This is a genomic window from Luteolibacter arcticus, from assembly GCF_025950235.1.
GTDB classification, from domain to species: Bacteria; Verrucomicrobiota; Verrucomicrobiia; order Verrucomicrobiales; family Akkermansiaceae; genus Haloferula; species Haloferula arctica.
The window spans coordinates 1,107,855-1,126,313 of the sequence record NZ_JAPDDT010000001.1; the positions used below are offsets into that span (position 1 = coordinate 1,107,855).

19 protein-coding genes are annotated in these 18,459 nt (G+C 63.3%); 14 read left to right on the forward strand and 5 right to left on the reverse strand.

Annotated features, from left to right (window positions below; genetic code table 11):
* The gene (locus OKA05_RS04600; RefSeq protein WP_264485928.1) at positions 1-171 is read right to left on the reverse strand and encodes a zinc ribbon domain-containing protein; all 171 of its coding nucleotides are present in this window, start codon (positions 169-171) and stop codon (positions 1-3) included.
* Positions 172-289: 118 nt separating this feature from the next.
* Between OKA05_RS04600 and OKA05_RS04605 the strand changes: the two genes are divergently transcribed.
* The 4 genes from OKA05_RS04605 (at position 290) to OKA05_RS04620 (ending at position 3,439) form a co-directional block, all read left to right on the forward strand.
* Positions 290-601, forward strand: coding sequence for a hypothetical protein (locus OKA05_RS04605; RefSeq protein WP_264485929.1), 312 nt, complete (start codon positions 290-292; stop codon positions 599-601).
* A 146-nt stretch (positions 602-747) separates the two neighbouring features.
* Positions 748-1,770: a SurA N-terminal domain-containing protein gene (locus OKA05_RS04610; RefSeq protein ID WP_264485930.1), complete on the forward strand. Its 1,023-nt coding sequence runs from the start codon at positions 748-750 to the stop codon at positions 1,768-1,770.
* A gap of 42 nt (positions 1,771-1,812) precedes the next feature.
* Entirely contained in the window at positions 1,813-2,649 is an 837-nt protein-coding gene (gene pdxA, locus OKA05_RS04615; RefSeq protein WP_264485931.1) for a 4-hydroxythreonine-4-phosphate dehydrogenase PdxA, read from the forward strand.
* A 7-nt stretch (positions 2,650-2,656) separates the two neighbouring features.
* The gene (locus OKA05_RS04620) at positions 2,657-3,439 is read left to right on the forward strand and encodes an MBL fold metallo-hydrolase (protein ID WP_264485932.1); all 783 of its coding nucleotides are present in this window, start codon (positions 2,657-2,659) and stop codon (positions 3,437-3,439) included.
* Between the two features lie 365 nt (positions 3,440-3,804).
* On the opposite strand, the gene OKA05_RS04625 is transcribed toward OKA05_RS04620, so the two are convergent.
* The 4 genes from OKA05_RS04625 to galE form a co-directional block, all read right to left on the reverse strand.
* Positions 3,805-4,749 (reverse strand): PulJ/GspJ family protein, encoded by a 945-nt coding sequence (locus OKA05_RS04625; RefSeq protein ID WP_264485933.1) that lies wholly within the window; start codon positions 4,747-4,749, stop codon positions 3,805-3,807.
* Between the two features lie 15 nt (positions 4,750-4,764).
* Positions 4,765-5,493, reverse strand: a complete 729-nt coding sequence (locus OKA05_RS04630; RefSeq protein ID WP_264485934.1) for a prepilin-type N-terminal cleavage/methylation domain-containing protein — start codon at positions 5,491-5,493, stop codon at positions 4,765-4,767.
* 5 nt (positions 5,494-5,498) lie between these two features.
* Positions 5,499-6,167: a pilus assembly FimT family protein gene (locus OKA05_RS04635; protein ID WP_264485935.1), complete on the reverse strand. Its 669-nt coding sequence runs from the start codon at positions 6,165-6,167 to the stop codon at positions 5,499-5,501.
* A gap of 92 nt (positions 6,168-6,259) precedes the next feature.
* The gene (galE, locus tag OKA05_RS04640; protein ID WP_264485936.1) at positions 6,260-7,261 is read right to left on the reverse strand and encodes a UDP-glucose 4-epimerase GalE; all 1,002 of its coding nucleotides are present in this window, start codon (positions 7,259-7,261) and stop codon (positions 6,260-6,262) included.
* A gap of 120 nt (positions 7,262-7,381) precedes the next feature.
* Between galE and OKA05_RS04645 the strand changes: the two genes are divergently transcribed.
* The 10 genes from OKA05_RS04645 (at position 7,382) to OKA05_RS04690 (ending at position 18,384) form a co-directional block, all read left to right on the forward strand.
* Positions 7,382-8,251: a hypothetical protein gene (locus tag OKA05_RS04645; RefSeq protein ID WP_264485937.1), complete on the forward strand. Its 870-nt coding sequence runs from the start codon at positions 7,382-7,384 to the stop codon at positions 8,249-8,251.
* A gap of 145 nt (positions 8,252-8,396) precedes the next feature.
* Complete coding sequence (locus OKA05_RS04650; protein ID WP_264485938.1) at positions 8,397-8,843, forward strand: hypothetical protein; 447 nt, start codon at positions 8,397-8,399, stop codon at positions 8,841-8,843.
* A gap of 5 nt (positions 8,844-8,848) precedes the next feature.
* Positions 8,849-9,124 (forward strand): hypothetical protein, encoded by a 276-nt coding sequence (locus tag OKA05_RS04655; protein WP_264485939.1) that lies wholly within the window; start codon positions 8,849-8,851, stop codon positions 9,122-9,124.
* 155 nt (positions 9,125-9,279) lie between these two features.
* Positions 9,280-11,544 carry a glycoside hydrolase family 31 protein gene (locus OKA05_RS04660; RefSeq protein WP_264485940.1) on the forward strand — a complete coding sequence of 755 codons (2,265 nt, stop codon included), beginning with the start codon at positions 9,280-9,282 and terminating at the stop codon, positions 11,542-11,544.
* A 58-nt stretch (positions 11,545-11,602) separates the two neighbouring features.
* Positions 11,603-12,997: an efflux transporter outer membrane subunit gene (locus OKA05_RS04665; RefSeq protein WP_264485941.1), complete on the forward strand. Its 1,395-nt coding sequence runs from the start codon at positions 11,603-11,605 to the stop codon at positions 12,995-12,997.
* Positions 12,998-13,011: 14 nt separating this feature from the next.
* Positions 13,012-14,316 carry an efflux RND transporter periplasmic adaptor subunit gene (locus OKA05_RS04670; protein ID WP_264485942.1) on the forward strand — a complete coding sequence of 435 codons (1,305 nt, stop codon included), beginning with the start codon at positions 13,012-13,014 and terminating at the stop codon, positions 14,314-14,316.
* Positions 14,313-15,023, forward strand: coding sequence for an ABC transporter ATP-binding protein (locus OKA05_RS04675; RefSeq protein WP_264485943.1), 711 nt, complete (start codon positions 14,313-14,315; stop codon positions 15,021-15,023). Before OKA05_RS04670 ends, OKA05_RS04675 begins: the two co-directional genes overlap by 4 nt.
* 2 nt (positions 15,024-15,025) lie before the next feature.
* On the forward strand, positions 15,026-16,231 hold the full coding sequence (locus OKA05_RS04680; protein WP_264485944.1) for an ABC transporter permease: 1,206 nt from the start codon (positions 15,026-15,028) through the stop codon (positions 16,229-16,231).
* A gap of 96 nt (positions 16,232-16,327) precedes the next feature.
* Positions 16,328-16,978: a response regulator transcription factor gene (locus OKA05_RS04685; RefSeq protein ID WP_264485945.1), complete on the forward strand. Its 651-nt coding sequence runs from the start codon at positions 16,328-16,330 to the stop codon at positions 16,976-16,978.
* Positions 16,975-18,384, forward strand: coding sequence for a sensor histidine kinase (locus OKA05_RS04690; RefSeq protein ID WP_264485946.1), 1,410 nt, complete (start codon positions 16,975-16,977; stop codon positions 18,382-18,384). Before OKA05_RS04685 ends, OKA05_RS04690 begins: the two co-directional genes overlap by 4 nt.
* The last annotated feature ends 75 nt before the right edge of the window (positions 18,385-18,459 follow it).

The window sequence follows — 18,459 nt, forward strand, 5'->3', positions numbered from 1 at the left end:
TCACTCGCCGAGGCCGCGGGCATAGGCACCCGATTCATCGAAGACGAGGATCAGCGGGCGGCAGCAGATTTCGCAGTCGTAGTCCATTTCCGCCGGCAGTTCCTCGGGCGGCGGCATGACGACCTCGAAGTTCTCGAAGCATGTGGGGCACTGGACGAGCGCGGTTTCCATGGCGGGAGCATACGGTCGGCGGTTGGAAAGCACCAGTTTGACGCGCGCGCAATCGATGTTAGAGATGTAGGTTGCAGAGTCGCTTCAGACTCAGCAACCAAACCGAATCCATACCGCTATGAAAATCCACCATCTCATGATTGTCGCCACCTTGCCGATCGCCCTCGTCGCTTGCAAGGAGGCCGATGTGGAGAAGGCGAAAGCCGAGGTGAAAGCCAGCGCCGCAGAGGCCGAGGCCAAGATGAAGGCCGCCGCCGATGACGCCAAGAACGCCGCCGAAACGGTCAAAGACAAAGCCGATGAACTCACCAACAAGGCCGAGGCAGCTACCACCGAAGCGGGCGACAAATTGAGGGAAGCCGCGGACAAAGCCAAGAAGGACACCGCGGACGGCCTTGAAAAGGCGGCCGACAAGCTGCGCGAGGAATAACCGGCCCCGTCACCCTTTCCTGCCGGGCGATCCCAGCGATCGTCCGGCTTTTTTTCGCCTCCCGGCAAGCGGATGCGGGCGGTTTCGCGCCTTGCCAAGCCCCCGGGTAAGCGGAACAGTCACGGCGTCCACCGAGACCGTCCGTCATGAATTCCCGCATCGCTTGGCTTGCCCTGTTTTCCGCCGCCGGCCTCTGCCCGGCCCAGCAGCCTGTCGCCCCGCCGGCAGCTCCGAGCGGACCTTTCGAGGTCAATGGCATCGCCGCCCGCGTCAACAGCACGGTGATCACCAAGAGCGAGCTGAACTTCCGGCTCGCCCCGATCTACGCCCAGCTCGCCGCCCAATTTCCCCGCCGCGGCCCGGAATTCGACCGCCAGGTGATGGATGCCCGCGAAAAGCTGCTTCAGGAGATGATCGACCGCGAGATCATCATCTACGAATTCAAACAGTTGGAAAAGAAGGGTGCCAACCTGCCCGATCACGTCGTCGACAAGGAGGTCAAGCGGCAGATCAAAAGCAATTTCAACAACAGCGAGGAGAAATTCGACGCGGAATTGACCCGCGCCGGCATGTCCCGCGACGGCTACCGGAAGATGACCCGCAACCAGCTCATCGTGCAGGCAATGCGGGCAGAGCATTTCTCCGATGCGCCACCGCCGCTGCCCGGCGAGATTCAAAAGGAATACAACGAGGTGAAGGACAAGCTCCGCGACACATCCAAGGACCTGATCACCTTCAACAAGATCTACCTTCCCCGGACCGACGCCGACAACCCTCTGGCGACCCCGGAAAGCCAGCTCGTGCTGGCCGAGAAGCTGGCCGCCGACATCAAGGGCGGGGCCGATGCCGCGGCGCTCGCCAAGCAACACTCGCGCGATGCGTTTGCCGCCGACGGTGGCTTCCAGAAGGATGTGCCCCGCACCGACCTTCAGCCGGAGTTCGGCGCCATCATCTTCGCCGGCAAGGACGGTGACGTGGTGGGCCCGCTCCAGGATCCGGCCGGCTTCACGATCGTGAAGATCACCAAGATCGCGCATGGCCCCTACCCGCCGCTGGGCGAAGTGCGGGACATGATCGAGGAGCGCGTCCGCACCAAGAAGAACTCCGCCACTTACGAAAAGTGGATCAAGAGCAAGCGGAAGACCGCGATCATCGATATCAAGATCTGAGCCGGGCCCGGCCCGCCAGCGATGCCTCGCATCCTCATCACCTTGGGCGACCCCGCCGGCATCGGACCGGAGGTGGTCGAGAAGGCGCTCGCCTCCGGCCGGTTGCCCGTCGGCTTCGATTTCGAGGTGCTCGGCGACACCACCGGGATCACCCCCGGCCAACCTGACGCCATTTCGGCGACTCGAGCGCTGGATTCGCTTGAAGCGTCTGTTCGAATCCTGAAGTCTGATCCTGACGCCAAGGCAGTAGTCACCGGCCCCGTGTCGAAGGCCACGCTGCAAGCGGGTGGATTCCCCTTTCCGGGACAGACGGAATTTTTCGCCCAACGCTTTGATATTCAGGACTATGCCATGTGTTTGAGTGGACAGCGACTGAGCGTTGGCTTGGCCACGATCCACATCCCACTTGCAAGTGTTTCAAGCTCACTCAGCATTGAAGCGATTGTTTCAACCGGGACGCTATTGGAAGACTTCGCACGCCGCCGAACCCGTCGCCAGCCTCGGATCGCGGTCGCCGGCCTGAACCCCCATGCTGGAGAAAACGGTCGTTTCGGCGACGAAGAAATCCGCATCATCGCCCCGGCAATCGATCGCTTGAATCAAACGTTTCCCGGAGTCTTTTCCGGTCCCCATGTGCCGGATGCCATCTTCCGCCAAGCGGCGGACGGAGAGTTCGACGCGGTCCTGGCGATGTATCACGATCAGGGCCTGATCCCGCTGAAGTTGCTGGATTTCGACACCGGGGTAAACGTCACCCTGGGGCTGCCGAAGCCTCGCACGAGCCCGGACCACGGAACCGCCTTTGGGATCGCTGGCCAAGGGATCGCCCGCCCGGACTCGATGATTCACGCCATCCGGCTGGCCTGCGAACTCGCCTGACCCATCCATGCTCTACGACACCACCGCCGACGTGATCCGGAAGGCCCTCCGGGGGCTGGATCTCGCGCCATCCGAGGCCGCGGCCCGCTGCGGGCTCTCCGAACGAGAGGTCATTTCCGCGAGCCGGGGGCCAGCCTTCCGGGAGACCTTGTTGCTACTCGCTCCCGCGTTGGGGCTGAATGGCCCGGCACTCGCCGGCCTGCCGGACTACACCCCACCAGCCTGTCCGCTGTCGGAAATCACTCGATTGGAACTACCGTTTGGCGATGAGACCGTGAATGCGTGGCTGGTTCAGGCAGGCCCGGATGACTACCTGCTCTTCGACACCGGCACCCGCGCTCCCGACGTCCTCCAAGCCTTGGATCAGCGGGGCATCGGCCAAGTTCACGTCCTGATTACCCACCAGCATGGTGATCACATCGACGGCTTGGCCACCCTGAAAGGTCGCACTCGGTCGGTCGTGATTCCTCCGGAAGGCATCGCAGCAGGCGGGCAACTGAGCTTTGGCAACCTTACCGTCGAGGCGATCGACCTGCCCGGCCATTGCCCGGGAGCGGTCGGCTACTTGATCAATGGTCTGGCGCACCCCGTCTGCGTCACTGGCGACGCCCTCTTCGCCGGCTCGATGGGTGGCTGCGCGCCCGGTGGCCCTTATCAGGCGGCCTTGGATGCCCTGCGAGCACATGTCCTGACCTTGGCGGACGAAACCGTGCTGCTGCCCGGCCATGGGCCGGAGACGACCGTGGGCAGCGAGAAGCGCGGAAATGCCTTTCTGGCGATCAGCCGGTAGTACCCCCAGCGACTGGGACCGCGGGAATTTTTATTCCGCGTGAATGGTTGGCGAAGCCGCTATTCAAGCGGACCTGCTGTCCCGGGAGCGCCGGTCTTCAGACCGGCAGAATGGTCCACAAAAGCAGACATAAATCGAGATCCCCCCCTCGGGCACGACTTCGGAGAGGGAGAAACGGCATCGAAGGACCATTCGAGCCGGTCTGAAGACCGGCGCTCCCGGGATAGTTGCCCCGCCCGAAAAAACTATTCGGGCGGGAAAAATCCCGCACTCCCAGTGGGTCTGTCCACCACGCAGAAGAAAACGAAAAAGGGAGCCCGAATCGGACTCCCTCTTTCTAAAAGGTTGCTCGGAAATCCGAACTCTTACATCCCCGGCAGCTCGACGGTGCGGGAGTATTGGAAGGACTCCTGGGCGAGGATCTTCTCGCGCACCTTCTGGTCCAGGGACGAGTTGTTGAGGCGGATGACCGCTGCGTCGGAGAGGACCGTGATGCCGATCTCCACACCGATCAGACGGCCGGCCTTGAGCTCGTCGATGCTCACCTGTGGCGAAAGGCTGCCGGCGTTGGCGTCGGTCACGATGCCATTGCCACGGAGGCGCAGTTCCTTGCCTGCACCGGAGTCGCCTAGGGTCACGCGCACCGGAAAGGTCTTTGCGGTCGTGCCACCGCCGCTCGCGGGCTGGGTCACCTCGACCTGATAGGTCAGGGTGAACTGATAGACGTTCTCGCAAACGAAGTTTTGCACTTCCTTCACCTTCGTGGAGTACTTGCCGGAGAAGGCCGACTCAAGATCCTCCTTGCCCAGCAGATCCTGGAAGGTCTGGTCCGGATCCACCAGCAGGCGATAGAGCACGAAGGTGGCGGACCGGTCATCCTCTTCACCTTCGACCGGGTCTTGCCACTTGAGCTGGTAGCCCACGCAGGAAACGTCGCCGCCCTTGTCGGTGGTGCCGCCGATGTCGCCGGCATAACGATCCGTGGCCGCAGTGAAGAAAATCACATCAGCGGAGTTGGAACTCTGGTTCGCAGACGGACCCGGCAGATTCGACTCCACCTTCGTGTAGAGCCATTCGAAGTTGTTGCCGCGGCGGGAAACCAGCGACTCGAAGTCCTTGGACATCGTGTCCAGCATCGACTTGGCCTGCCGTGACGCGCGGATCTCGGCGCGCCCACGTTGCCACGTATCGAGCGCGACACCGGTGATGGATACCAACACCGCAACAATGACCGTGGTGATGGCCATCGCCACCAACAGCTCGATCAGGGTGAAGCCGCGCCGGAGCGGAGAAGAAAGCGGGTTTTTCATGGTTCAGTGGCCCGCTCAGCGGCGGACGGCGAGATTGCGGGTGAAGACCGGCTTGGTCAGGTTGGCGACATTGAACTTCCCATTGGGCCCCACATATTCGGGCGCACTGTTGGGGATGATGTAGAACTCGGCGGCGAAAGCGATCACAGCCTCGGGATAAGAGTCCGAACCGGAGCCGGTGCCTGCCGGGTCACCATCATCGGGAGTCGGATCGGTGATCTCACCCTCGGTGCCCCGGGTAAGCTGGCCACCGCTGAAGACAAGCTGGGTCAGCTTCACGGCAAAGATCCGGCCATCCAGCGCCTTGAGGTCTTCCAGCAACTCATCGTCGCTGCGTTGGCGGACTGCCGGCTGCACGATGAAATCCTTGCCGGCCACTCCGCCGGCGTTCGTGTAGGGCTCCATAGTACCGTCAGAACGAAGCTGGCTTGGGTCCCCGCGATATTGGTAAAGCAAGATCTCATTGCCCTTGTCCGGCGCTGCCTTGATCCACTCGTAGGCCTTGTCAAAGCCGGTCGGGTAGGTAGCCGAGCCGCCACCCGAAGGACGAACGGTCACGAGTTCCCGCTCCAAGGCCGCGGCAAGCCGGTCGGCCTCCTGCACACTGATGGCGCGGCGCAGGCCGGTCGTAGCCGGACCGAAAACCGCAAGGAAAGCCGTGAGCAACAGCGCCAAGACGCCGATGGCAATCACGGTCTCCATCAGGGTGAAGCCGCGATCAGTCCGGGATTTGTTGAATTTCATGCGATTCAGAACGTGGTCAGTGTGGTTGGAATGCCGATTTCGTCCGGGCCACGGAACAGCGAGGTGCGGCCATTGCGCCACACGATGAAGCCCGCAAAGTCACGCTTGGCATCACCCGTGACACGAGGCTGGTCGCCTTGGGGGCGCGTGCCGCTGCCGATAATGAAGCTGGCTCCGGGGCTGGTGCAGATCCCTTCCGAATTGAATTCGTAGTAGAGGTAGTTGCCGTCGAAGGTCTGTTTGTTGGTGGTAAGCGCGAAATTCTCGATATCGCCCGTCCCCTTTTCGTGCTCCTTCTTGCTGAAGCTCTGGCTGTAGAAGACACCCTCGGGCAGCGTCACCGGGCGGCTGGACATCACCCACTGGTCCTTGATGGGCTCGCCCTGCGCGTCGAGTTCCTCATACACCACGAGCATCCGGCGCTTGTAGTTGTCCGTGCTTTGGGGGTCGTTGATGTCCATCAGCACCCGCGACCGGGTCCCCTTTCCGACCGCGATCGCACGGGCTTCGTCGAAGACGGCTTCCGCTGTCGAAACAGCACTGGAGACTCCCTTGCCCCCGATTCCCTTCAGGCCCACGGCACCCAAGGTCAAGAGGACGGAGATGATGAGAATGACAACGAGCAGCTCGATCAGGCTGAAGCCTTTGGCTGGGCGGGTTGGTCTGAAATGCATAACGGGTTTGGTTTTTTGAATCTGTGGCTTCGGTCGAGCCGGAATGCAAGCCGGAATGTGTTTACATCGCGATTACCGAGGGAACGAACGTTTCAGGCGCTGTAGCGTCCCTTCTTCGGCCCGTCCATCCATGCCCAGGCGGAGCGGACCATGTCGCGGACATCGCGGTGCTCGGCCACCCAGCCGAGGACCTCTTTGGCAAGGCGCGGGTCGGCCAGCAACTGCGGCGGATCCCCAGCGCGGCGCGGGCCATACTGGACGGGCACCGTCTTGCCGGTGACCTCTTCCACCGCGGAAATGATCTCCTTCACCGAGACCCCGACACCGGTGCCGAGGTTGCAGCGGACGGAGTCGCCGCCAGCGGTGAGGTGGTCGATCGCCTTGGCGTGGGCGGAGGCGAGATCGGCCACGTGGATGTAGTCGCGGACGCCGGTGCCGTCGGGGGTCGGGTAATCGGTGCCGAAGACATCGACGTGCGAGATTTCCCCCGTCACCGCCATCAGCACGCGCGGGATCAGGTGGGTCTCCGGGTCGTGGTCCTCGCCGATCAGGCCGTCATCGGCGCAGCCGCTTGCATTGAAGTAGCGGAGGCAGGCGCTCTTGAGGCCCCAGGCGCGGTCGCAGTCGGCGAGCACCCACTCCAGCATCAGCTTGCTGCGGCCGTAGGGGTTGATCGGATTCTGCGGATTGCTTTCGGAAATCGGGATGCTCTCCGGCACCCCGTAGGTCGCGCAGGTGGAGGAAAAGACGAAGCTCTTGCAACCGTGGGCCTGCATCACCTCGAGCATGGTCAGCGGCTCGGCGGTGTTGTTGCGGTAGTACTTCAGCGGGTCGGTCACCGACTCGCCGACGTAGGCGTAGGCGGCGAAATGGACCACGGCCCCGAAGGCGTGCTTGGTGAAAAGCTCCTCAAGCAGCTTGCGGTCCCCCACATCGCCGACGACCAGATCTACTCCCTCATCCACGATTGCCTCGCGGTGCCCGTAAACGAGATTGTCGAGGACGACGACTTTCCGGCCTTGCGAAGCGAGCAGGCGGACGGTGTGGGAGCCGATGTATCCGGCTCCTCCAGTGACGAGAACAGGGGCAGACATTCGTGAGGTTTTGGCAGCTTGACGCGGCGAAGAAACGGATTCCGGAGCATCCTGTCAATCCGCCCGCTGGACTTGACGAGAATCGATTGAATAATTCGTTATTCCTAACGTTACACCGCCATGACCAAAACATCCCGCTGGTTGAAAGGTGCCGCCGCTGCGGCCGCCACCCTGTTCGTTGCTTCGTGCTATTATGACCCCTATGGAGGTGGCGGTTACGGCGGGGGTGGAGACGGCGGCTACTACGGCGGTGGGGGCGGCGGTTTGAACACGACTTTCGTTTACACCAGCAGCGACCGCTGGTTCTACGACCCCACGGTCTACTGCTACTACGACCGCTACCGTAGCTGCTACTACGATCCCTACCTCTACGGCTACTATCCCCGCGGCTACTGCCCGCGGCCGATCTACGGGGCTCATCACCCGCACGGCTGGAATGGCCACGGCCACCTCTCGCCGCCCGGCAACTTCCGCGACCGCGTGCTGCCCAACTACCAGAACCGCGTCGACCAACTGAAAGCCGCGAATTACTCGTGGGCGACGAAGGTACGCGAGCGCAATGACTCGACCGCCGACGCCTGGCGCAACCAGCGCTCCCGCGCCGCCGCCAATTTCCAGCAGTCGCGCGACAACCAATCCGTGCGCAACCAGAATGCGCGTGAGACCCAGGCACAGCGGCAGCAAAACGTCCGCGGCCAGCAGCAGAACTGGGCGGACAAGGTCCGCGAACAGCGGCAGTCGCCGCAGGCAACCCCGTATCAACGTCAGTCGCAGCCGAACTACGGTGGCCAACAGGCAGCTGTGAAGGGTTCGCAGCAAGCCCGCATGGCCGAGGCCCGCGCCCAGCAGCAGACGGCCAACCAAGCCCGCGTCCAGGAACGCCAGACACGCCAGGCCGAGAAGAAGGAAAGCAGCGGCAATAGCGGCGGCGGCGGCGGCGGCGCTTGGAAAGAAAAGATGCAGGAGCGCCGGGAAAACCGCGGCAATTGAAGCTGCCTGAGCGACTTGTCCACAATTTGTTCACAAGCCCTCGCCATCTCCGTGGCGGGGGCTTTTTTGTTGGATCGGAGATAGCTGGGCATAACGTCTCTGGACCCTTGCGACTTTCCGGTGCTTGATTACCGAAAGCTTTCCTATGATGCCTGACGAGACAATGGAGCTTTGGGATGCCTACCTAGCCTCTGAACGAATCCGCATCCGGCATCAATCGATGGAAGCGCTTGAGCGCTTCATCAACGCCTTGCTAGAGCTTCCTCCGGAACGTTGGCACCCTTGGGCTCGCGATCTGGCAATGCGAGTGATCGATGGTGGAGACCCGACCGACATCCGTTTACCGATGGTGGAGACCCGACCGACATCCGTTTACCTTTGTTTAGGTACGTTCTCTTCCCCGCCCTTTATACCGGCCTTCAAACTTGCATTCCAGGTGCCGGGCGCTGGCTCGCAGGATTTTCTCAATTACTTTACAAGTCCCCTTCGTGCCGCGAGCAATTGCCTGAGGACCAACGGTCAGAGTATGGTCTGCTTTTACGAGCCGTTTCCGACGACGACTCGGACGTTCGCTCCAAAAGTCGGCTGCTGACACTGATGCGTTCCCGGTTTGACTACGCACTCCACGAGCTTCCCCTAGGAGTGCTCTATGGCCACGACGGCGCCACCATTGAGGAGTGTGGCGAACTTTTGGAAGAGCTTGAAGGCTATGAGCGCCTAGCCGACCAAGTCGGGCATGAAGGTGATCGCGACCTTATTTCAAAGGCGCGATTTCATATCCCTGCCTACCGCCAATATCTGGAGGAACATGACCGTTATACGACCTACGCGCAGTACCTGTCACTTCACAGCAGCGGCGTTCGGATGGATTGAGAGATCATTTCCTCACGCAAGACGGCAGACTGATCTGCGCCGCCTCTGACCAGCGCTTCATCGCATCCGAGTTTCTCGCCGACTCTTGAATCTAATGTCACGCGACGGAGGCCTTTTGTTTTCCCGAAAATGGGAGCGTTGTGAAAGGATGAGCCATGAATCCCCTCTTCTGCCGGATGGCGGCTCTTGCCGCGCTCATGACCGCCACCCATGCTGCGCCCTTGGTAACCGCGGGAAAGCCCGCCGAGCTGAGCATCCGGGTCACCGGCGACCGGGCCCTGCGCGTCACGCTGAAGCCACTCGATTTCAAGCCGGAACTCCCGGTGAATCCGGCATTGTTAGACCGGACGGATGAACCGGTGATCCGGATTCAGGAGATCGATCGCCCGCGGGAAATCGCGGCTGGCGTTCTCAAGGTCTCGTTGAAGCCCGATCCCCTCACCATCCGCGTCACCTCGGCCGATGGCGTCCTGATCCAGGAACTGGCGTTCCAGAATGACGGCAGCGTTTCCTTCCCACTCGATGGCCAGCCGGTGCTCGGTCTCGGCGAAGGCGGCCCGCTGCCCGGCAAGGACTGGCGCAATGCCCCGGTGGAGTTTGACCGGCGCGGGCGCTTCGACGGCATGCAGCCCCGCTGGCAATCCGACGCCTATGGCTCGCGCAATCCCGTCGCCCTGCTCGCCGGCACCGGCGGCTGGGGGCTGTGGTTCGCGACGCCGTGGGGAAAGATCGATCTCTCGAAGCCCGACACCGGCAAGTTCATCCCCATCGAAGCGAAGGACCCCAAGGCCATGCGCCAGTCGCACGGCAACCAGCAACTCCAGCTCGGCAAAGGCATCCCGCCGATGGAGACCTTCGTTCCCGGCCTGCTCGATGTCTTCATCTTCGACTCGCGCGACCCGGCCGTTTTCATGAACAACCTCGCCGCGCTTAGCGGTCGTGCAGCAATGCCGCCGAAGTGGGCGCTCGGCTACATGCAGTCCCACCGGACGCTGGAGGACGACGCGCAGATGCTGGGAATTGTCGATACCTTCCGCGAGAAGCGCATCCCGCTCGATGCGGTGATCTATCTCGGTACCGGCTTCACCCCGCGCGGTTGGAACAAGCCGCAGCCGTCCTTCGAATTCAACCCCGCGATCTTCAAGCGCAACCCGGCGGCATTCATCGCCGACGTGCACCAGCGCAACGCCAAGGTCGTGCTCCACATGGTGCCGTGGGACCGCGACCGCATCCCGATGTTAGACGACTCGCGCCTTGGCAGCTATTGGAAGGAGCACGAGGCGCTCGTGAAGGCCGGCGTGGACGGCTGGTGGCCGGACGAGGGCGATTGGTTCGACCTGCATGAGCGATTCAAGCGCCACCAACTCTACCACGAAGGCCCGCTTTCCACACAGCCGGAACTCCGGCCATGGAGCCTGCACCGCAATGGCCACCTCGGCATCGCGCGGTGGGGCGGCTGGGTCTGGTCGGGGGACACGCAATCGACCTGGAAGAGCCTCGAAGCGCAGATCGCGGTCGGCCTCAATCACTCGCTCAGCCTATCGCCATTCTGGGGCTCGGACCTCGGCGGCTTCTTTTCTACCCCGGAGCTGACCGGCGAGCTGTATGCGCGCTGGTTCCAGTTCGCGGCCTTCTGTCCTTCGTTCCGCGCGCATGGCCGGACCTGGTGGACCCGGCTACCGTGGGGCTGGGGACTCGATTCGCTCGGTCCCGTCGAGGACAAGGAACCGCCGAAGCTTTCGGAGCTGAACAACCCGGCAATCGAGCCGATCGTGCGGAAATACGCGGAGTTGCGTTACCAACTGCTCTCCTATAACTACACGCTGGCCTGGCAAGCTCGTGAGACCGGCTTGCCGATGATGCGCGCCCTGTGGCTGCACTACCCCGGCGATGCGAAAGCCCGCGGCATCGGCAGCGAGTATCTGTGGGGCCGCGACCTGCTCGTCGCACCGGTTTTCGAAAAAGGAGCCACCAGCCGCGACATCTATCTACCGGAGGGCCAGTGGTATGACTTTTGGTCCGGCGAGTTGCAGCAGGGTGGCCGTAGCATAAACCGGACGATCGATCTGGCGACCATGCCGATCTATGCGAAGGCTGGCGCGATTCTGCCGCTCGATCCGGTCCGGCAATACACCGGCGAGGAGGTGAAGGAGCCGCTCACGATCCGGATCTACCGCGGTACCGATGGCTCCGCGCTGCTCTATCACGACGACGGCAGCAGCAATGGCTACCTCAAAGGCGAATCCTCGGTGACCTCCCTCAAGTGGGATGACCAGGCGGCGAAGCTCACCATTGAGCCGCGTATTTCTCCCGATCACCGGCTGACGCAGCCGCAAAAGCTCCGCATCGAGCTGGTTCCGGGCGGAAAAGAGAAGCAGGTCGAGTATTCGGGTGAGGCGCTGGCGATTGATTTCAAGTGAAGCCCGGGAATTCCGCGCCTTCACCTTCCCTAAAGGTTGATCCTGCCACGGTGGGCGCATGAGTTTCCCCGCCCGCCTCGCTGCATGCACCGCGACGCTGCTCGTCGTGTTGCCGGGATGCCGCGTCACGCCCGCCCAAGGCCCGGAGGTCACGCTGCCGGTTTCCTGGAGAAATGCGGCCGGGTTCCCGACGGCCTCGCCCGACCGCGACCTTTCGACCTGGTGGTCGTCCTTCGGCGATCCGCAGATGACCCGGCTGATCCGCGAGGCCTTGGCAGGCAACCGCGATCTCGCCTCCGCCATCGCCCGGGTCCGCCAGGCACAGGCACAACGGGATGCCCAGCGCGCCTCGCTTTTCCCATCGGTGGACTACGATGGTTCCCGTAGTTCGGGAAAAACTTGGAACGATGGCAGCGCAGACCGTTCAAGCACCTCTTACTCGGCAGGCTTGAGCGCTTCATGGGAAGCCGACTTCTTCGGAAAGAACCGCCAGGCAGTGCTCGCAGCCTCCGCGGAGGTGGAGACCGCGAAGGAGAACCTCTACTCGGCCCAGTCCTCGCTGGCCTCGGAGGTGGCGCTCGCCTACCTCGACCTGCGGTCCGCAGAAGAGCGGCTGGCGATCGTGAAGCGCAGCCTCACCACCCGCGAGGAAACCACGCAGCTCGCCTCATGGCGCGCACAGGCCGGCGAGATCGATCAACTGGAACTCCGCCAAGCCGAGTCGAGCCTTGAGACCGCTCGCTCGCAGATTTCATCGCAGGAGCAAAACATCGCACAAACCCGGAACCGCTTGGCGCTGCTGTGCGGCCGGGCTCCCGGCGGAGTGTCCACCGGCTCCGGCGACATCCCCTCGCCTGCCCGCCGTCTCGCGGTCGGCATTCCCGCCGATACCATCCGCCAGCGCCCCGACGTCCGCGCCGCCGGCTACCAATGGGTCGCCGCCGTGGCACGCACCAAGGTCGCGGAAGCCGAGCGACTGCCGAGCCTCCGGCTGTCCGGCTCGCTCGGCATCGACTCACTGACGAGCGACAAGCTCTTCAGTCCCGCATCGACCGCCACCGGTCTCGTCGCCGGCCTCTCCGGCCCGATCTTCGATGCCGGCCGCATCCGCGCGAACATCGTGGCACAAGGCGCGGTCGAGGAACAGGCGCTGCTTTCCTACGAATCCTCCGTTCTAACAGCTCTCTCGGAAGTGGAAGACGCGCTCATCGCCTGCCGCCGCACCGGGGAGCGCCTGACCACGCTGCAGAAGGCCGCCGCCTCGGCGAAGCAAGCCTCCACGCTGGCGAGCCAGAAGTATCGCGCCGGGGTCATTGACATCACCACCGTGCTCGATACCCAGCGCAGCGACCTCGCGCTTGAGGAAACCGTGGCCGCGGTGAAAGCCGACCGCGCCGCCGCCCATATCCAACTCTACAAGGCACTCGGCGGCGGTTGGTCCGCCGGTTCCTGAACACCCGACTTTTCATGAAGCCATCCGATTCATCGCAAGACCTTGTTGCAGTACTCGACGGCGGCCGATCCCGGCCGATCCGCAAGTGGATCCTCATAGCCGTGGGACTCGCCGCGGTGGGAGGCGGCGCATACTACTACTTCAATAAAAATGGCAAGGCCGTCACCGGACCGGAATACGTGACAGAGCCCTTGGAGCGCGGCGAAATCTCCATCGAGATCACTGCCACCGGCACCCTTGCCCCGACGAACCAAGTCATTGTCGGCAGCGAACTCTCCGGCACCATCGCCGAGGTCTTCGTGGATACCAACGACACCGTGACCAAGGGCCAGCAGCTTGCGAAGCTGGACACCATCAAGCTGGTCCAGCAAACCGAGCGCACCCGCGCCACGCTGCTCTCGGCCAAGGCCCGCGTGGCCCAGGCGGAGGCGACTCTTCGCGAAAGCGTCGCCTCCCACGACCGGGCCCTGGAGCTTCACAAGCTGAGCGGCGGCCAGACGCCATCGAAGGCGGACATGGATACCTCGCAGGCCACCATGGAACGCTCGCAGGCGGACCTCGAAAGCGCGAAGGCCTCCGTGGCCGAGGCGGAAGCAAACGTGAAGTCGAACGAGCGCGACCTCGAGAAGGCGGTCATCCGCTCGCCCGTCAATGGCACCATCCTGCTGCGCAAGCTGGAGGTCGGCCAGACCGTTGCCGCGTCCTTCACCGCGCCGGAGCTTTTCACCATCGCGGAAGACTTGCGCAAGATGGAACTCGTGGTCGCCGTGGCAGAGTCCGACATCGGGCGCGTCGACAAGGGCCAGGCCGTCGAGTTCGAGGTGTCCGCCTGGCCGAAGCGCACCTACAACGCCTCGGTGAAGAAGGTCTTCTACGGCTCCACGCTCACCAACAACGTGGTCACTTACAGCACGGAGCTGGAAGTGAACAACGACGACCTGAGCCTGCGGCCCGGTATGACCGCCACCGCCGACATTTTCATCGAGCGCAAGAAGGACATCTTCACCGTGCCAGATTCCGCACTACGCTTCGATCCCGTGGCCGCGGCGAAACTTGGCAAGCCCGAGGAAGGAGGCCGTACTATCGTCCAGCAACTCTCGCCGGGCGGCGGACGCCGCTTCGGCCGCGGCTCGGGCGCTCCGCCTCCCGGCGGCCCGGAGAAGAAGGGTGCCAGCGTCTGGGTTCTGCAGGATGGCAAGCCGGTCGAAGTCAAGGTCACCACAGGCCTCACCGACGGCAGCCAGACCGAGATTACCGGCGAAGGACTTTCCGAAGGCGCGGACATCATCGTGAGTGCCAAGCCCCCGGCGAAGTCATGAGCAACCTGATCGAACTGCGCAGCCTAACCAAGACCTATGGACGCGGGGATGCCGCGTTCCAGGCTCTTCGTGGCGTGGACATGGACATCGCCAAGGGCGAATTCCTCGCGGTCATGGGTCCCAGCGGCTCGGGAAAATCGACGCTGATGAATTTGTTAGGCTGCCTCGACACCCCGACCACCGGCAACTACCGCTTCGAAGGGATCGGCGTGGAGACGCTCAATAAGGACCAGCGTTCCTTGCTCCGCCGCACCGCGCTCGGCTTCATTTTCCAAGGCTTCAACCTGCTCGCCCGCACCTCTGCATTGGAGAATGTGGAGCTGCCCCTGCTCTACCGCGGCTACTCGCGGAAACAGCGCCACGAGATGGCGCGCAAGGCGCTCGCCAGCGTCGGCCTGCCCGACAAGGAGCGCAACACGCCGGCCGAGCTCTCCGGTGGCCAGCAACAGCGCGTCGCCATCGCCCGCGCGATCGTGACCAATCCGGACACCCTTTTCGCCGACGAACCGACCGGCAACCTGGACTCCAAGACCACGCACGAGGTCATGGAACTCCTGTGCCGGCTGAATGAGGACCTCGGCATCACCGTCATCATGGTCACCCACGAGGACGAGGTGGCGCACTTCGCCAAGCGCATCGTCCACGTCCGCGACGGATTGATCGGCTCGGATGAACTCAACTCCAACCGTACCCCTCGCACCCGATAAGTATGTTCTGGAACGCCTTCATCATCGCGCTCCGCGAGATCCGCCGGAATCTGACGCGCGCCTTCCTCACCGTGATCGGCGTGGTCATCGGCGTCGCTGCCGTGGTCACCCTCGTCACGCTCGGCCGCGGGGCCACGGAGACGGTGAAAGCCCAGATCGAGAAGGTGGGCAGCAACCTGCTCACACTGCGCCCGGGGCAAGGCTGGGGTCCGCAATCCGCACCGCTTTTCAGCCAGGACGATGTCGAAGTCATCCGGCAGCAGATCCCCGGTATCCGGGCGGTGGCACCGATGGCGAATACCAGCGTGCAGGCCATCGCCGGGGAAGAGGCGCGGCAAACCGACATCCAGGGGACCACGCCGGAATACTTCCCGATCGGCAACTGGGACATCGCCGACGGCCGCTTCTTCACTGATGAGGAAGTCGTGGATGGCGCAACTGTCGCCGTGATTGGCGAGACCATCCGCAAGGAGCTTTTCCCGAAGGGCGATGCCATCGGCCAGAAGATCCGCGTGTCGAGCACCGCCGTCACCGTGATCGGCGTGACTGTCGCGAAGGGCCAGGCGGGCTGGGGTGACGACCTCGACGACAACATCATCATCCCCATCACCACCCTGCAGCGCAGGCTGAATGGTCAGATGTCGAAGCAGAACCTCGGCCAGATCATGATCTCCACCGAGGACGGCTACCCCAGCGAAGCGGTGGTCGCAGACCTGAACTCCATGATGCGGGAACGACGCCACCTCGGCCGCAACCAGCAGAACAATTTCTCCGCCTTCGACAGCCGCCAGATCGCGGACGCGGTCAGCTCCAGCACCCAGGTGATGACCTCGCTGTTAGCCGCGGTGGCCGGTGTCAGCCTTCTGGTAGGCGGGATCGGCATCATGAATATCATGCTGGTCTCGGTGACCGAGCGGACACGTGAAATCGGCATCCGCATGGCCATCGGCGCGCGGGCTCGCGAAGTGATGCTCCAGTTCCTGGTGGAGGCGGTGACCCTCTCATGCGTCGGCGGACTGTGCGGCATCGCATTGGCCTACGGACTTTGCGTCTGGCTGGCCAAGCTCGTAGGCGCGCCCTTCACCTTCGATCCCAAGATCAACGGCATCGCCTTCATTTTCTCCGCCGCTATCGGCATCCTCTTCGGCTTCATGCCCGCGCGACGGGCCGCCGCGCTCGATCCGATCGAAGCGCTCCGGCATGAATAGTCGATGGTTGAGAGTTGATGGTTGATAGTGAACGGCCAGAAGACTCCGCCATCTCATTCTCTTTCTCTCAACTTTCAACCACCGACTCTCAACCCCGTGCGCCTGCTGGTCATCGAGGACGATCCACTGCTGCTCCACAGCCTGAGCGAAGGGCTGCGGGAGGAGCTGTATGCGATCGATACCGCGGCCGATGGCAAGGAAGGCTTGGAGAAAGCCCGCGCGACGGACTACGACTGCATCGTGCTGGATGGCATGCTGCCGGGCATCGACGGCTGGGAGCTGCTGGCCAGGCTGCGGCGCGAGAAGAAGACTCCGGTATTGATGCTCACCGCCCGTGATGCCGTGCCCGATCGCATCCGCGGCCTCGATGCGGGAGCGGATGACTACCTGACCAAGCCCTTCGATTTCGAGGAACTGCTGGCCCGTCTGCGCGCCTTGATCCGCCGCAGCTCGGGGCTGGGGACGAGTTTGTTAGAGATCGGTGGCGTGGAGGTCGATACGGCGGCGCGCACCGTCCGCAGTGGCGGAGAGGCCGTTTCGCTCACGCCGCGTGAATACGGCCTGGTCGAGTATCTTGCGCTTCACCGCGGCAGCGTGGTCAGCCGCACGGAACTCTATGAGCATCTCTTCGACGAAAGCGACGACACGCTTTCCAACCTGCTCGACGTCCACGTTTCGAACGTCCGCAAGAAGCTCGGCGCGACCTTCATATCCACCCGCCGCGGACACGGCTACAGCATCGAATGAAGCGGCTCTTCCAATCGGTCCGCTGGCGGCTGCTGCTGTGGTATGCGCTGATCCTGCTGGCCTTGGTCACCGGGCTGTGCCTGCTTTCCTACCGGCTGGCGGCGAACGACCGCACCGGCCAGATCGACCGGGAGATCCGCAATTTCCAAGGGACCTTCTTCCGCAGCCTCTTCGCCTCGCGACCGCTGCCGAACAAGAACGACCCGCCGAGCTTCGACGAGATCCGCGACCGCCTGCGCAATCCCGGCGAGCTCTCGGCATTCCCGCCGGAACTCCACGCGCTCTTCGAGGGCGGCGAAGGCGGCTCCTACCTCGCCTTCTGGGACAGCGATGGCTCGCCCCTTTTCATCTCGGCGAATGCCCCGGTACATCTCTGCCCGCCCAAGCCTAATAAGGACGGCTCCACACAATACATCGAGAAAGCCAACCGCCGGGAGCACCACCGCACCAATCCCACCGGCATCAGTTCGATCACCGGCCGCGATATCAGCGCGGAGCAAAAGGAGCTGCGGAATTTCGGCCTGCTGCTCGCCCTCGGTGGTGGCGCGGTGTGGCTCGCCGGCCTCGGCGGCGGCTGGTGGCTGGCAGGCCGCGCGCTCAAGCCAATCGATACCATCGGCCGCACCGCCTCGCGCATCGCGGCAGGTAATCTCGACGAGCGCATCCAGATCGCCAATACCGACAACGAGCTCGACCGACTCGGCCACGTGCTGAACGACACCTTCGAGCGTCTCTCCGCGGCGATCGAACGACAGAAGCGTTTCACCGCCGATGCATCGCACGAGCTGCGCACGCCGGTCACGATCATCCTCTCGGAAACCCAGCGGGCGCTGAAACGCGAGCGCGAGCCGGAGCAGTATCGCGAGATCCTCGGCAACTGCCGCACCGCCGCCGAGCGCATGCGCGCGCTGGTGGAATCGCTGCTGGTGCTGGCACGCCAGGACCTGCCGACCTCCGGCGCTGAGCCGGTGACCTGCGACCTCGCCGACATTGCGACCGGAGTCGCCGACCTGCTGCAACCACTCGCCGACGAGCACTCGATCACCGTGCGGCGCGAGCTTTCCCCCGCCCCGCTCAAGGGCGACCCGCACTCGCTGGCGATGGTCGTGCAAAACCTCCTCTCGAACGCACTCGTCCATCCCCCGTCGGGCAGCACCGTCGTCCTGAAAACCTCCGCAAGCGCGGAGGGAACCGTGCTGGAAGTCTCCGACAATGGCCCCGGCATCGCGACCGAGCACTTGCCGCGCTTGTTCGACCGCTTTTACCGCGCCGACTCCGCACGCGGCCAAATCAACGGCCACACCGGTCTCGGCCTGGCGATCGCCAAGACCATCGTCGAGAACCACGGCGGCGGGATCGACGTGGAAAGCAGCCAGGGCACGACTTTCCGGGTCGTGCTCCCGTAGCTCGAATTTGTGGGAAGATTCTCCGCCGTCGCACCTCTCAAGCGTTGGAAAAACGGCCAAAGGCGCAGATCGCTT